This window comes from Vibrio alfacsensis (assembly GCF_019670485.1).
In the GTDB taxonomy this organism is placed as follows: domain Bacteria; phylum Pseudomonadota; class Gammaproteobacteria; order Enterobacterales; family Vibrionaceae; genus Vibrio; species Vibrio alfacsensis.
This window is the reverse complement of the sequence record NZ_AP024165.1, coordinates 2,075,836-2,090,490: the sequence shown is the minus strand read 5'-3', so window position 1 is coordinate 2,090,490 and position 14,655 is coordinate 2,075,836. Positions and strand designations below refer to the sequence as shown.

Here is a 14,655-nt window from a genome sequence, read left to right as displayed (position 1 = left end):
TAATTATGTAAAGTTGGAGCGTATTCTACCCTTGCCAACGCTGATTTACTAGCCTTTGGTGGCGCTGAAATCGTGTTTTGTAGTTCATTGCCGGACATTCATCAATCTGATACCCCAGATAAAGCCAGTGTTTATCGCTCTTTTGGCAATATTCAATTTGGTAAAGAACCGCCAATGTACCGAGGGAAAGGGGAAAGTCAGGATCGAAAAAGGTGTAAAACGCGCTCGCACACTGCGACATTTCGTCGGTGACAGCAATCGCAATTAATTGCTGTGAGTTATCATAGATATGGAGAAAGCGCGTGTTGAGCCATGTGGTTTGTGCAAAGTGAGCAAATTCCTCTTTTTTGGGAGGGTACATCGTGCCATCTTTGTGGCGTTTGCAAATATAACGGCTGTACAAATCAAACCAATCTTTATCCATTTCCGGTTTAACTTCCCAGCGTAATTGGGTCGCTTTGTTTAATAAGCGCTTTTGGCTTTTCGATGCTTTAAAATCCGCGATAGCGACTCGTATTGGATCGCACGCACTACAAAACTCACAGTGGGGCTTATAAATGGTATTTCCACTGCGTCTAAATCCATTGGCTAAAAGAACCTGATAGCTGTGCTCACTATGCAGTTCTTCGTCAAGAGCTACAGCGACACGCTCTTGACGATTAGGCAGGTAGCTGCATGGATGATTATTCGTTAGTCCAATGCGTATGTGTTGAAGCTCTGTGCTCATTGCGGCATGTCCTGCAGGGTTTGAGGTTCAAAGGTTCCTATTTTTGTCTGCTTATCTCTTAAAGATAGTAGTTTTTTAAAGAAAGCATCACGCTCAAGTTCAAACGCACCAAGAGATGCGAGGTGTGAATTCATGACTTGACAGTCGATCAACTGACCATCATTTGACGCTAAATGTTCACATAGATACCACAATGCAATTTTGGATGCGTTATCTTTAAGGCTAAACATCGATTCACCACAAAAAAGCTGACCCACGCTTATTCCATACAACCCTCCAACCAGTTGTTCATCATGCCATACTTCAATTGAATGACAGTAGCCGTGGTTTGCAAGTTCAATATATGAGTGCTGCATGTCCTCGTTTAACCAGGTTTCTTCGGCAGGGCGTGTGGATGAGCACAATTGAATAACGCGGGCGGTTGCATTGTTCAAGGTTACTTTATACTGTTGTTTGCGTTGAAACTTTTTTAGGCTCTTTGATGGCCGGAACGTGTTTGGATCAAAGACCGCTCTCGGCGATGGGCTCCACCAGAGGATAGGCTCTCCGGGACCATACCAAGGAAAAATACCTTGGTGGTAGCCATTTAGAATGCGCTCAGGATTGAGATCGCCCCCAATAGCAAGCAAACCATTTGGATCGCTTAATGCTTCGTAGGGAGATGGAAACAAGAATGAGTCATCCAATTCAGTTAAGTAAATAGGCATAAAAAGAGTTTACCAACATCAGAGCTTATAGGAGCTTAGTATGAGAAGAACAAAATTTAACGTACAACGCTGGGCATGGATCATACTGTTTTTGCCTTTTTTCGCCAATCCATCATACGAAAGAAATGTCGCAAAACCGGTTAATCAAGTGGTTTACGGCAAAGTAGATTCCGTACGTTACATTACTCAGCAAGAAGTCAAACAATCCCAAAGTAACGGGTGGCAAACATTATTGGGTGCGACGATTGGTGGTTTAGTCGGGAACCAGTTTGGTGGAGGTACAGGTAAAGAAGTCGCAACTGCTGTGGGGGCACTAGCCGGAGCGGCAGTTGCACGAGAGCGCAGTAATTATCAATATACGGTGGAATATAAACTTGTCGAACTGCTGATCAAAGTGGATGGTGATAAGTTGATCAACGTGATTCAAGATGTTGATAACAGTATGCTATTTAATCGGGGTGATGATGTTCGTATTTTGTACTTTGACGATGGGGTTCGAGTCGATATCGCATACTAATGGAGCGAAATGACACCTCAATCAAGCTGATTATTTATTCAAAAAATAGCATGGATTTGCTCTGGTTTTGTGGTGGTTTTTTCGTTAGTCTGAATTCACGAAGAATTGTTTAACTCTCCGAATTTGTGAACTGCCCGAATTGTAAAGTGAGAGTACAAAGGATTATCAACGCTTAATGGAAAGCCTAACGTTACAACCAATCAATAAAATTCATGGGGAAGTAAACCTTCCTGGTTCAAAAAGTGTTTCTAATCGAGCTTTGCTGCTCGCGGCTTTGGCCAAGGGAACAACACGTCTTACTAATCTTCTTGATAGTGACGACATTCGTCATATGTTAAACGCTTTAACGACGCTTGGTGTTCACTATCAACTCTCTGAAGATAAAACAGAGTGTGTCGTAGAGGGATTAGGGCATGCCTTTTCAGTGTCAGCGCCGGTTGAACTGTTTTTAGGGAATGCCGGAACGGCAATGCGTCCGTTAGCTGCTGCACTTTGCTTAGGGCAAGGTGAATACGTACTGACAGGCGAGCCTCGTATGAAAGAGCGTCCTATCGGGCATCTTGTTACTGCACTCCAGCAAGCTGGCGCTCATGTTGAGTACTTAGAGAATGAAAACTATCCGCCATTAAAAATTGTTGGAAGTGGTTTGAAATCCGGTTCAGTATCGATCGATGGTTCTATCTCTAGCCAATTTTTAACTGCGTTTTTAATGTCCGCGCCATTGGCTGAGGGTGAAATCCGCATCAATATTGAAGGTGAACTGGTTTCTAAACCGTATATCGACATCACACTGCACATCATGAAGCAATTCGGTGTGGAAGTGATCAACCACAATTACCAAGAGTTTGTCATACCTGCCGGGCAGCAATATATCGCCCCAGGTGATTTTTTGGTGGAAGGTGATGCGTCGTCGGCCTCTTATTTCTTGGCGGCTGCGGCAATCAAAGGTGGTGAAGTCAAAGTTACTGGTATTGGTAAAAACAGCATACAGGGTGATATCCAATTTGCTGATGCACTTGAAAAAATGGGTGCAGAGATTGAATGGGGCGATGATTATGTCATCTCTCGTGTTGGTCAGCTAAAAGGCATCGATATGGATTACAACCATATTCCGGATGCGGCCATGACGATTGCGACAACAGCACTGTTTGCGCAAGGCACAACAGCGATTCGCAATGTGTACAACTGGCGTGTAAAAGAAACCGATCGTTTGTCTGCAATGGCAACGGAACTTCGCAAAGTTGGCGCTGAGGTAGAAGAGGGGAATGATTATCTTATTGTCCATCCTGTCACCCAACTCAAACATGCGGAAATCGACACTTACGATGATCACCGAATGGCGATGTGTTTCTCGTTGGTTGCATTAAGCAATACACCAGTGACAATCAATGACCCGAAATGTACATCGAAAACTTTCCCTGATTATTTCGATAAATTAAAAGCATTAAGCTGTTAGTTCGCAGAAATATAAAGAGAAAAGCCAGAGTTTGACACTCTGGCTTTTTATTGAAATTCTAGACACTTACTTGTTCAGAGTGAACTCTTTAGACAGATGGTGCGCTAAGTACTTAAACATGTTGAATACCGCTGTGGTATTCATTGTTGGCATGCCTTTTTCATCTAAAAAGTATTCGCCTTTAAAAACCAGTACGCCTTCTTTTTCTTCTACGCTAGTCGCTCGCATGCCATCAATGTAGTCGTCATGTTCTTGGATGATTTGGTTCGCGATCATCAGCAGGTCAAATTCTTCGATGTATTTTTTGTCAGACATAACGTTCTCGTCATTCTATGAAACTTAAGTGCTCAAGAGTATACCTAGAATTCCCATTTGATGGCATAGCAAAATTGCTGATTTCGTGGCAAGCAAAAAGAAATGGCCTACTTTATTTCGTGTGAGTATGCGATCAGATTTATTTGTGGAAAAGGAAATATTTGTGATGAGAGGCTAAATTTATTGAATTCGATTGGCTAGAAGATTCTCGGCCTGCTTAGTATATGCCGCAGAAGACCTTTTGTAGAATCTGGGCTTGCCTGAGTATAAAGACGATGAATTGTCAACCAATTGGATCTGAATTTTAAAAAAGCAGTTGATCTTCTTTTCATCTCGCACAATAGTAAAAAAAGAAGCAATGAATAGAACATTATGCGGGGGGACTTCCTAAGGGAGTGTTTACCCGCATTATTATGAAGGACGTTAGAGTCAGTTATGGGTAAATCGCTCGTTATAGTGGAGTCACCAGCCAAGGCTAAGACAATAAACAAGTACCTTGGAAAAGACTTTATTGTTAAGTCTAGTGTTGGTCACGTGCGTGATCTGCCTACGGCCGGTCAAAGCACTGGAGAGAAAAAAGCCGCTGCTATTTCTACAAAGGGGATGAGCCCAGAAGAGAAAGCGCGTGTTAAAAAAGAAAAAGACCGCAAGGCTCTGATCAAAAAAATGGGGATTAACCCATATCATGACTGGGAAGCCAATTACCAAATTCTTCCAGGTAAAGAAAAAGTCGTCAGCGAACTGCAAAAATTAGCGAAAGATGCTGATTACGTTTATCTCGCAACCGATTTGGACCGCGAGGGGGAAGCAATCGCATGGCACCTTCGTGAGATCATCGGTGGCGATGAAGAGCGATACAAACGCGTTGTATTTAATGAGATTACAAAAAATGCCATTCAACAAGCTTTCCAAACACCTGGTGAGCTGAATCTGGATGGTGTTAACGCGCAGCAAGCACGCCGTTTCATGGACCGCGTAGTGGGTTTCATGGTTTCTCCATTACTATGGAAGAAAGTTGCACGTGGTTTATCTGCGGGTCGTGTGCAATCGGTCGCGGTGAAGTTACTGGTTGAACGTGAACGTGAAATCAATGCGTTTATCCCAGAAGAGTTTTGGGATATCAATGCGAACACACATACGAAAGACAAAACAGCATTCAAATTGCTTGTGGCTCAAAAAGACGGTGTGGCGTTTAAACCGGTTAACGAAACCGAAACCAAAGCTGCGCTTTCTGTACTTGAAAAAGCAAGCTACGAAGTATGTAAGCGTGAAGACCGTCCAACAAAGAGTAAGCCATCGGCACCATACATTACCTCTACGCTTCAGCAAGCGGCGAGTACTCGTTTAGGCTACGGCGTTAAAAAGACAATGATGCTGGCTCAGCGTTTGTATGAAGCGGGTTACATCACGTATATGCGTACTGACTCGACTAACCTAAGTGCAGAAGCAGTTGATGCGGTTCGTGGATTCATCGGTTCAGAATTTGGCGACAAATACTTACCTGCTAAACCGGTAACTTACGGTAGTAAAGAGGGCGCGCAAGAGGCGCACGAAGCGATTCGTCCATCAGATGTCTCAGTAAAATCGGAAGATTTACAAGGTGTTGACGCCGATGCACATAAACTTTACTCGTTGATTTGGAATCAATTCGTTGCGTGTCAAATGACACAAGCAGAATACGATTCAACCACGATTAGCGTAAAAGCAGCAGAGTACACGCTGAAAGCGAAAGGTCGCATTCTTAAGTTCGATGGTTGGACTCGCGTGCAGCGCCCTATGGGGAAAAACGAAGACACGATTCTTCCAGCAGTTCAATTGGGTGATAAGTTAGACCTTGAGTCATTAGATCCTAAACAACACTTTACCAAGCCACCTGCACGCTTTACAGAAGCGGCTTTGGTTAAAGAGCTTGAGAAGCGTGGCATTGGTCGCCCTTCTACTTACGCTTCAATCATCTCTACGATCCAAGATCGTGGTTATGTGAAAGTAGAACAGCGCCGCTTCTACGCAGAGAAGATGGGCGAGATCGTTACTGACCGTCTAGACGACAGCTTTAACGATCTAATGAACTACGACTTCACAGCTCGTATGGAGCAGAAGCTTGACCAAATTGCTGAAGGTGAAGTTAAGTGGAAAGATGTGCTAGATAACTTCTTCTCAGACTTCACGGGTGATCTGGAAAAAGCCGAACAAGATGAAGACGAAGGCGGCATGAAACTGAATCACATTGTGATGACAGATATTGAGTGTCCGACTTGTAGCCGTCCAATGGGAATTCGTACTGCATCTACGGGTGTATTCTTGGGCTGTTCTGGGTATGCGTTGCCACCGAAAGAGCGTTGTAAGACAACCATCAACTTAGGTGATGAAGAGGGCATCATCAACGTTCTTGAAGAAGATGTTGAAACCGCTGCGCTTCGTGCTAAAAAACGTTGTCCTATCTGTGAAACAGCAATGGACGCATACCTGATAGACGATAAGCGTAAGATGCATGTTTGTGGCAATAACCCGAACTGTGAAGGCTATGTCGTTGAGTATGGTGAGTTTAAAGTAAAAGGCTATGACGGCCCGCTTGTTGAGTGTGATAAGTGTGGTTCGGACATGGTTCTGAAAAACGGCCGTTTCGGTAAATACATGGATTGTACAAGTGAAACGTGTAAGAACACGCGTAAGATCTTAAAGAACGGTGAAGTTGCACCGCCGAAAGAAGATCCTGTTCACTTCCCGGAACTGCCGTGTGAAAATTCGGATGCGTACTTTGTTTTACGTGATGGTGCTTCTGGCCTATTTATGGCGGCAAGCAACTTCCCTAAATCACGTGAAACTCGTGCACCATTGGTTTCGGAGCTGGCTCGTTTTGAAGAACGTCTACCAGAGAAGTTTAAGTACCTGACTACAGCGCCAGAGGCTGATCCTGATGGTCGTCCAGCGGTGGTTCGTTTTAGTCGTAAAACGAAAGAAAACTATGTTCGTACTGAAGATGACGGTAAGCCAAGTGGTTGGACTGCCTTATTTGTCGACGGCAAGTGGGAAGTTACGGATAAGCGTAAAAAAGCAAAAGCGTAATTAAAACGACTCGGACAAAGGCAGCGAATTCGCTGCCTTTTTGTTTTGTGTTTTTGTTAATATTATCAATATGTTTCTTTTCTAAATCTCTTTTCATGTTCATTGAATGGTCATCCTTTCAACGTATTCTGTCGTAAAATTGCACTTATGTGGTCATTTGGTTTGTAAATTGTTTACGTGATGTAACCTGTTGCAGGTGTTGTTGTGATCCAGGTATCGTCTTGGGTAAGTAAACAATGTACGTGACACAGAATGGCGTATTTAAAATTGTAATTTTATTCCAGTTCGATAACTTATGAGACAGATAATGCAACGGTATGCTGTTATATCGCGTCAAAAATAATGAATAACGATGGCGTGTGCGTATTAGGATGTGCAATAGCTTTATTTTGTTTGTGCTGCAAGAGTTCAAAGAAGCTCATCAGCGTGAATATGCTAACGTGTTTGTTTGGCTCCCCGAGTCCTGCTCATATCAAACAAACACTACTTCCAAGCTATAACTATATGGAGAACAACGAATGGCTGGTGTTTTGGGAATGATTCTTGCTGGCGGTGAAGGTTCGCGTTTGAGACCTTTGACTGAATCCCGTAGTAAACCTTCGGTCCCTTTTGGTGGGAGTTACCGACTGATCGACTTCGCATTGAATAACTTTGTGAATGCGGACTTGATGCGAATCTATGTACTGACTCAATTTAAATCACAATCTCTATTCCATCACTTAAAAAAAGGTTGGAATATCAACGGTATTACAGATCGTTTCATTGACCCTATTCCTGCTCAAATGCGTACAGGTAAGCGCTGGTACGAAGGTACAGCTGATGCGATTTATCAAAATTTACGTTTTATGGAGTTATCAGAACCCGATCAGGTGTGTATTTTTGGTTCTGACCACATCTATAAAATGGACATCAAACAGATGCTGGACTTCCATAAAGAGAAAGAAGCTTCGTTGACAGTATCAGCACTGCGTATGCCGTTATCAGAAGCGTCTCAATTTGGTGTGATTGAGGTAGATGCTGATGGCCGTATGATCGGCTTTGAAGAAAAACCAGCAACGCCTAAGTCAATTCCTGGTGATCCTGGTCATGCTTTGGTTTCTATGGGTAACTACATCTTTGAAGCTCAAGCTCTGTTTTCTGAACTTATTGAAGACGCAGACAATGAAGACTCTTCGCACGATTTTGGTAAAGACATCATTCCTAAGATGTTTCCTCGTGGTGATGTGTTTGTTTACGACTTCAGTACAAACCGTATTACTGGTGAAAGAGAAGAAGTGTATTGGCGTGATGTAGGTACGATTGATGCGTACTGGCAAGCTCATATGGATCTTCTAGAAAAAGATGCACCATTCTCGCTTTACAATCGCAAATGGCCATTGCACACCTACTATCCACCACTGCCACCGGCAACGTTCAGCGATTCCGATAACGGACGTGTCCAAATCATTGATAGCTTGGTTTGTAACGGTAGCTTTGTACGTGGCTCTCGTATTGAAAAATCTGTTCTTGGTTTCCGCAGTAACATTGCGTCAGCGTGTGACATCAGCGAGTGTATTATGCTTGGCGACGTTAAAGTTGGCGAGGGTTGTGTATTACGTCGAGTCATTATCGATAAAGATGCTGATATTGCTCCAGGGACACAAATTGGCGTGAACCTGCAAGAAGACAAAAAGCACTTCCATGTGTCAGATGATGGCATTGTTGTGATTCCTAAAGGAGCACGAATTGGCTACTAACAAATTGTCTGTACTGTTTGTAGCATCGGAAGTCGAAGGACTTATTAAAAGTGGTGGCTTGGCTGATGTAGCCAAGGCACTGCCGCAAGCTCTGCAAAACCTTCAGCAAGATGTACGAATTACTATCCCAGCGTATACGGGCATTGAACAACTAGCGGATGCCGATTTAGTGCTCGATACTGAGCTCATGAGTTGGCCTCATACTGCTTATCGGGTACTAAAATTGAACTTGGGTGATAACCCTGTTTATTTGATTGATTGCCCACCATATTTTGATCGTCCGTCTATGTACGCAGAGAACAACCAAGCGTACACAGATAATGGTGAGCGCTTTGCATTTTTTAGTGCTGCGTGTCTTGATATGCTGCCGAAGTTAGGTTTTAAACCAGATATTGTCCATGCGAATGACTGGCATACAGGGTTAGTGCCATTTCTGCTCAAACATCGATATGGCGACGATCCATTTTTTGCTGATACTCGTAGTGTAATTTCCATTCATAATGCCGTATTCAAGGGCGTATTTAGTTATGACGATGTGCAGTGTTTGCCAGAGTTCCATAGCCGAAATGTGCCAGATGCAGCAGTGAGTGCGACTCATATTACGATGCTTAAAGCTGGTGTCATGAATGCGGATAAGATCAACGCTGTTAGCCCGACTTATGCGGAAGAGTTAAAAACGGAACTCGGTAGCCATGGTATGGCTTGGGAGTTCCAACAGCGCTCAGATGATTTGGTTGGCATTTTGAACGGTTGTGATTACACCGCGTGGAGTCCTGAAACCGATCGTTATTTACCATTGAACTATCGAGCAAATCGACAGAGTATGGTACGTGGTAAAAATGCTTGTAAAAAAGCATTGCAAGAGAAGCTAGGTCTAACACTTTCTGATTGTGCTATGTTCGGCATGGTATGTCGTCTGACACAACAAAAAGGCGTGCACTACTTACTGCCAGCGTTAAAGGATTTTCTGAAGCACAACGTACAACTTGTCATTGTTGGTACGGGAGATCCCGTTCTCGCCGCGCAGTTAAAAGAAGTATCAGCACAATTTTCAGATAAATTCGTGTTCGTCGAAGCCTACGATAATGAGTTAGCCCACCTTGTTGAAGCGGGATCGGATTTCTTCTTGATGCCGTCTGAGTTTGAACCATGTGGTTTGAATCAAATCTACAGCATGGCATATGGCACTTTGCCGATTGTTCGTGGCGTTGGTGGACTAAAAGACAGCGTCAGCGATTATGATGTAGACCCATCTTTGGCGACGGGTTTCGTGTTTAACGATCCGACACCGCAAGCACTATTATTGGTGATGTTAAGGGCGCTATTGCTTTATTCTCAGAATATGACGGAAGTAAGGCGAGTTCAGCTCTATGCCATGCAAAAAGATTTTTGCTGGCACAAAGCAGCACAAGAATATCTAGCGTTGTATAGAGATGCGTTAAATTGACGCAAAATCTATAAAATTTGTAACGAAAGGCACCGAATTAGGTGCCTTTATTACTTTGCTTTAATGGAGTGTGGTACGATGCGTTTTCTTGTTTACAAAGTATGTTGATAACACGCACGCATGACTGAGCCACTTTTATTCCACAAATCCTATTTGCACCCAACGAGCCAAGAGTGGGTTGTGTTTGTTCATGGTGCTGGTGGCAGTTCATCCATATGGTTTAAACAAATTAAAGCGTATAAGCAACACTTTAACTTGTTACTGATTGATCTGCGTGGGCATGGGAAATCCAATCAACTATTAAAAGAACTGATCACGAGTCGTTATACCTTTACGGCGGTGACACAAGATATCCTGAAAGTACTTGATCACCTGAAGATTCAATCTGCCCACTTTGTGGGAATGTCTCTTGGGACGATCATTGTCCGCAACCTTGCCGAGTTGGCTTCTGAACGAGTGCGTTCAATGGTTTTAGGTGGTGCGGTGACTCGTTTAAATACCCGCTCACAGATCTTGGTCAGATTAGGGAATCTTGGTAAGCATATTTTGCCTTACATGTGGCTTTATAAGCTCTTTGCTTATGTTGTTATGCCGCAAAAAAATCAGCGTGAGTCGCGTCATCTCTTCATCCGAGAAGCAAAAAAATTGTGTCAAAAAGAATTCAAACGTTGGTTTATTTTGGCTGCAGATGTCAACCCATTGATGAAGTACTTTAAAGACCGTGAATTGCCCATTCCAACGCTATACTTGATGGGAGATAGGGACTACATGTTTATTAAACCGGTCAAAGAGATGGTGGCGGTACATAAACTGAGTGTATTGCGTGAAATCCCTAATTGCGGCCACGTATGCAATGTTGAGCGTCCGGATGATTTCAACCAGCATTCTATTGAGTTTATTAAGCAGCAAAGCCTCAGTGCTTAAGACTTGTGATTTAAAGAAAGAAAAATCGTTCAGAGAATGAAAATAAATAGGGGAGCAATTATGGCTCCCCTATTTGATATCCACATTGCCAGCACGCTCCAAATTGCCCTTCATTTTGCTCAGAGCAATTTGGGCATTGCCAGTCTTGGTAAACGTGTTCGGCTTGTTTATGATAATCTTTAATCACTGCTTCAGCTTTTAACTTCTGCTGCGAATGTAAGAGCCATACATATGGGTCTGTATCATCGCTAAAAGGGAGCTCGCCTTTTAATCCGAACATACCCTCACCTCTGACCTCACACGCTATCTGCTCGGTTTTAAGCAACTCACAAACGATATGGGCTTCCGCTGGATTTTTCGCGATGTATATTTTCATTAAGCGCTTCCATTGGGTACTTGAGCGGGACGAATTTTATTCATAATCCATTTTGCGATGATGGGGAATAGGCCGAGTAGGGCAAACGACGCTAATACGGTAGGCGATACAATACCAGAGAGGCTATCAATGGTCGCCAATTGCGTTCCCGCATTTAAGTATACTGCTGTTCCTGGCAACATACCGATTTGGCTGGTTAGATAGAATCGAGTAACGGCCATTGGCGTTAACCCCATAAGCAGGTTGATGAGGAAAAACGGGAATACCGGAATCAAGCGCAAAGAAAATAGATAAAACGCACCATCTTTCTCAACACCTTGATTGATCGCGCTGAGTTTATTGCCAAATTTATCTTGAACCCACTCACGCAGTAGGTATCGGCTGCTGAGAAAAGCGATAGTCGCACCAATGGTGCTGGCAAACGAAACGAGCAGTAAACTTGTCCAAAAGCCAAACAGTGCAGCGCCAAGCAAGGTGACTACGGCCGCTCCTGGGATTGAAAACGCCGTGATCGCAATATAGGTGAAGAAATAGGTTGTTGCCGCAAGCAAGAAGTTTTCCTCAATGAGAGTATTCAACGCTTCCTGCTGCGCTTTCGCATTTTCTAATGTTAAGTATTGGCCGAAGTTGATACCTAAAAGGAGGATTACCGCGAGTAGGATAAGCCCTAAAATCAGTTTCTTATTCATATCATTCATCTCGTTTAGCTTGTTAAAGAATAAGACAGAACTGGGCGAAAAAAAATTTCAAAAAAAACCGCAGTGTAAAACTGCGGCTATGTTTTAAATCTTATGAAGCGGATTAGGAAAGGCCATTCATGAGTTCTTGTCGGCGTTCTTGTGGTACTACACTCCAATGCGTACCATTGATCGCTCCCTCAAGGGCCCAAAGCAATTCCAAACTTACACTAGATGCATGAGTTTGTTGAATTGCCTTGTACGCATTTAATGCGCCTTTGTCCTCTAGTTGCTCTACCGAATCGATGCCTGCTTTTTTAAGCATGCGTTCAGTCGCTAAACGTAGGTTTGGCAAATCTTTTAGTCGGTTAGGCTTTGTTGTTGCCTGTTGTTCTTTTTCAAGCTTGGCGCTTTCTAGAGACTTCCTTGCAACATCAAGGATTTTGTCGGTTGAATCCCATAGCTCGTCAGAAATAGCATAGTATTTCGTTACCACTGGGAAGCCACGTTTTTTATAGACGTAAGGTCTAAGTCCTTGAGTCTCGAAAGTAGATGAAGTTTTCTGATCCGCTCGGATGTGCAATTGATGATTTACAACTAGTGCAAACATAGTGTCATCTGCAAACAGTCCGAAGCCACCAAACATTGAGCGCGACTTGATCGTACCAAGTGCCTCAAATAGCTTCATAGAGTCTTTGAGTATCGGTTTATCCATGATGAGTTATCTCGGTGTAATTAGTATTACGCCACCAAAAATCAGGTCCGAGAGAATAGCAAATGCATGCAGTTATAATGTCATTAAAGGGTAAACTCGTTAAATGCATATTTGCCATCGGTAACCCCGCTACCTTCTACTGATACGACGATGATTGAAAATAACCATCATCGAAAACAGTCTTTAAAAACGATAGTCTTCAAAAATAGCAGTCTTCAAAAAAACAGCCGTTTTTAAAAAATAACGGTCTTCAAAAACAAATAGTTAAGGCCGGAAGCTTTGCGTCCCACTCTTTCGAATGGTTTGCCCTGTGCGTGACGGTATCAGAATACTGCTTTCATTGAATTAACATCACATCCTGAATATGGAAGTGTGACATTAGTTCAATTAAAAAGGGGTATTTAATGAGTGTTATTTCATATCTCTTGGTTAGATATGCCTATCAACACCATAAATACGAATTCAAATACATTGAATTAAAACAGTATGTTATAGCGAAGTGCTCTGGGCTGTCTACCCCGAAATTAGTCAATTGCTCATCGCTTCACCTATGGCAATGTTACTTGCCTAAATCCAATCCAATATGATTAGAAAATAGGACGAAAGGGTGGATTCAGAACATAAAAAACGCCCCTTAAAAGGAGCGCTTCAAATCGGTCATTATTGCTTAGTTCTTATTACTTAGCTGCATTATTGATTAGTTGAGCTTGCTTACTGTGCTACGTATTACAATCTCTGGCTGCATTTCAAAAATACGTTTGTCGTGCTCTTTATCTTTAATACGTTCAAGTAAGATCTCGAATGCGTTTTTACCTACACGACGTTTTGGTTGGTGAATCGTCGTTAGCGGTGGAGAGAAGTATTCAGCAAGTTCGATGTTGTCGTAACCGATCACAGAAATGTCTTCAGGGATCTTGATGCCATTTTGTTGCAGACGGCTCATCAAGCCTAGTGCCATGGTGTCATTAAAACAGAATACTGCAGTCGGGCGTTTTTCCATTGCAGTAATGTTATCTGCAGCAAGAACGGCAGTATCACATTCAAAGTTACCCTCAAGAATCCAGTCTTCTTTAACGGTAAGGTTTGCTTCTGCCATTGCACGTCTAAAGCCAGCAATTCGCTCTTTACATGCTGCTTTATCGAAATGACCACTTAAACATGCAATTTCGCTATGACCATTATCAATTAGATATTTAGTCGCTAAATAGCCACCTTCTTCCGAGTTATCAATGATCTTATCTGCTTTTGAGCTTTCAGGGCCCCAGTCCATCACGACTTTAGGGATGTCTGCGTGGCGGTCTAGCATCTCTTGTAGTTCTTCCGTTAGGTCAGAACACATCACTAAAATGCCATCGACACGCTTTTCTGCAAGCATGCGAATATAGTCACGTTGTTTCTCGTAAATACCACCAGTATTACACAGGATCAATGTATAGCCTTGACGGTAACAGTAGCTTTCTACGCCATCGATCACTTCAGAGAAGAAAAGGTTCGTTGACTGAGTAACCAACATACCGATAGTGCGCGTTGAGTTACACTTTAAGCTGCGAGCAACAGCACTAGGCGCGTAATTGAGCTCATCAACCGCTTTCATTACTTTTTCTTGAGTGGTCTCAGCAACAAAACGAGTTTTGTTAATTACGTGCGACACTGTGGTGGTTGAAACGCCGGCTAAGCGAGCAACGTCTTTAATTGTGGCCATAAATGATGTCCTGTATCGAGTTACTGAATACCGTAGTGAAGACAACCATGCGCTTAGTGTCTTGCGCAAACTGAGCAGTTACGAAAAAGCAACGCTGATAGGTTCGGCAGTGGTTGTTCCGAAATCGGTATAAAAAGATTTGTAGCGACATTGGTTGCTGAGAAATATATTCCTTGATTAGTGATACAAGGAATGGCTCAGCAAGCAGAGTAATAAAACACAAAAACCGCTATATTTCAGCGGTTTACATATAAATCATATTTAATCGTTTGCGCTCACATTTTAGACCT

General features: G+C 42.9%; 13 protein-coding genes and 1 riboswitch. Of the genes, 6 read left to right on the top strand and 7 right to left on the bottom strand.

Going from position 1 to position 14,655, the window contains the following annotated elements; genetic code table 11:
• Positions 1–25: 25 nt before the first annotated feature.
• Together VA249_RS09610 and aat are read right to left on the bottom strand one after the other, a co-directional pair.
• Positions 26–727, bottom strand: coding sequence for an arginyltransferase (locus VA249_RS09610; RefSeq protein ID WP_221067826.1), 702 nt, complete (start codon positions 725–727; stop codon positions 26–28).
• Positions 724–1,434 carry a leucyl/phenylalanyl-tRNA--protein transferase gene (gene aat, locus VA249_RS09605; RefSeq protein WP_221067825.1) on the bottom strand — a complete coding sequence of 237 codons (711 nt, stop codon included), beginning with the start codon at positions 1,432–1,434 and terminating at the stop codon, positions 724–726. The genes VA249_RS09610 and aat overlap by 4 nt, the downstream gene beginning before the upstream one ends.
• Before the next feature lie 40 nt (positions 1,435–1,474).
• Between aat and VA249_RS09600 the strand changes: the two genes are divergently transcribed.
• Positions 1,475–1,951 carry an outer membrane lipoprotein gene (locus VA249_RS09600; RefSeq protein WP_221067824.1) on the top strand — a complete coding sequence of 159 codons (477 nt, stop codon included), beginning with the start codon at positions 1,475–1,477 and terminating at the stop codon, positions 1,949–1,951.
• Between the two features lie 175 nt (positions 1,952–2,126).
• Complete coding sequence (gene aroA, locus VA249_RS09595) at positions 2,127–3,407, top strand: 3-phosphoshikimate 1-carboxyvinyltransferase (RefSeq protein WP_221067823.1); 1,281 nt, start codon at positions 2,127–2,129, stop codon at positions 3,405–3,407.
• 66 nt (positions 3,408–3,473) lie between these two features.
• Here the strand turns inward: aroA and VA249_RS09590 are convergent, their stop codons facing one another.
• Positions 3,474–3,722: a YciN family protein gene (locus tag VA249_RS09590; RefSeq protein WP_128810557.1), complete on the bottom strand. Its 249-nt coding sequence runs from the start codon at positions 3,720–3,722 to the stop codon at positions 3,474–3,476.
• Positions 3,723–4,157: 435 nt separating this feature from the next.
• Here VA249_RS09590 and topA point away from each other — a divergent pair, with 435 nt between their 5' ends.
• From topA to VA249_RS09570, 4 genes are all read left to right on the top strand, one after another.
• Entirely contained in the window at positions 4,158–6,788 is a 2,631-nt protein-coding gene (gene topA, locus VA249_RS09585) for a type I DNA topoisomerase (protein WP_221067822.1), read from the top strand.
• Positions 6,789–7,306: 518 nt separating this feature from the next.
• Positions 7,307–8,524 (top strand): glucose-1-phosphate adenylyltransferase, encoded by a 1,218-nt coding sequence (gene glgC / locus VA249_RS09580; RefSeq protein WP_128810559.1) that lies wholly within the window; start codon positions 7,307–7,309, stop codon positions 8,522–8,524.
• Positions 8,514–9,971 (top strand): glycogen synthase GlgA, encoded by a 1,458-nt coding sequence (gene glgA, locus VA249_RS09575; RefSeq protein WP_221067821.1) that lies wholly within the window; start codon positions 8,514–8,516, stop codon positions 9,969–9,971. Before glgC ends, glgA begins: the two co-directional genes overlap by 11 nt.
• A 120-nt stretch (positions 9,972–10,091) precedes the next feature.
• Entirely contained in the window at positions 10,092–10,895 is an 804-nt protein-coding gene (locus VA249_RS09570; protein WP_221067820.1) for an alpha/beta fold hydrolase, read from the top strand.
• Positions 10,896–10,953: 58 nt separating this feature from the next.
• Here VA249_RS09570 and VA249_RS09565 read toward each other — a convergent pair whose 3' ends face one another.
• From VA249_RS09565 to purR, 4 genes are all read right to left on the bottom strand, one after another.
• Positions 10,954–11,271, bottom strand: a complete 318-nt coding sequence (locus tag VA249_RS09565) for a putative signal transducing protein (RefSeq protein WP_128810562.1) — start codon at positions 11,269–11,271, stop codon at positions 10,954–10,956.
• Entirely contained in the window at positions 11,271–11,960 is a 690-nt protein-coding gene (locus VA249_RS09560; RefSeq protein ID WP_211916304.1) for a TVP38/TMEM64 family protein, read from the bottom strand. Before VA249_RS09560 ends, VA249_RS09565 begins: the two co-directional genes overlap by 1 nt.
• A gap of 112 nt (positions 11,961–12,072) precedes the next feature.
• Positions 12,073–12,663 carry a TfoX/Sxy family DNA transformation protein gene (locus VA249_RS09555; RefSeq protein WP_211916305.1) on the bottom strand — a complete coding sequence of 197 codons (591 nt, stop codon included), beginning with the start codon at positions 12,661–12,663 and terminating at the stop codon, positions 12,073–12,075.
• A 236-nt stretch (positions 12,664–12,899) separates the two neighbouring features.
• Positions 12,900–12,981, bottom strand: a riboswitch (cyclic di-GMP riboswitch).
• A 379-nt stretch (positions 12,982–13,360) separates the two neighbouring features.
• Positions 13,361–14,365, bottom strand: a complete 1,005-nt coding sequence (purR, locus tag VA249_RS09550) for an HTH-type transcriptional repressor PurR (RefSeq protein WP_221067819.1) — start codon at positions 14,363–14,365, stop codon at positions 13,361–13,363.
• Positions 14,366–14,655 lie beyond the last annotated feature (290 nt).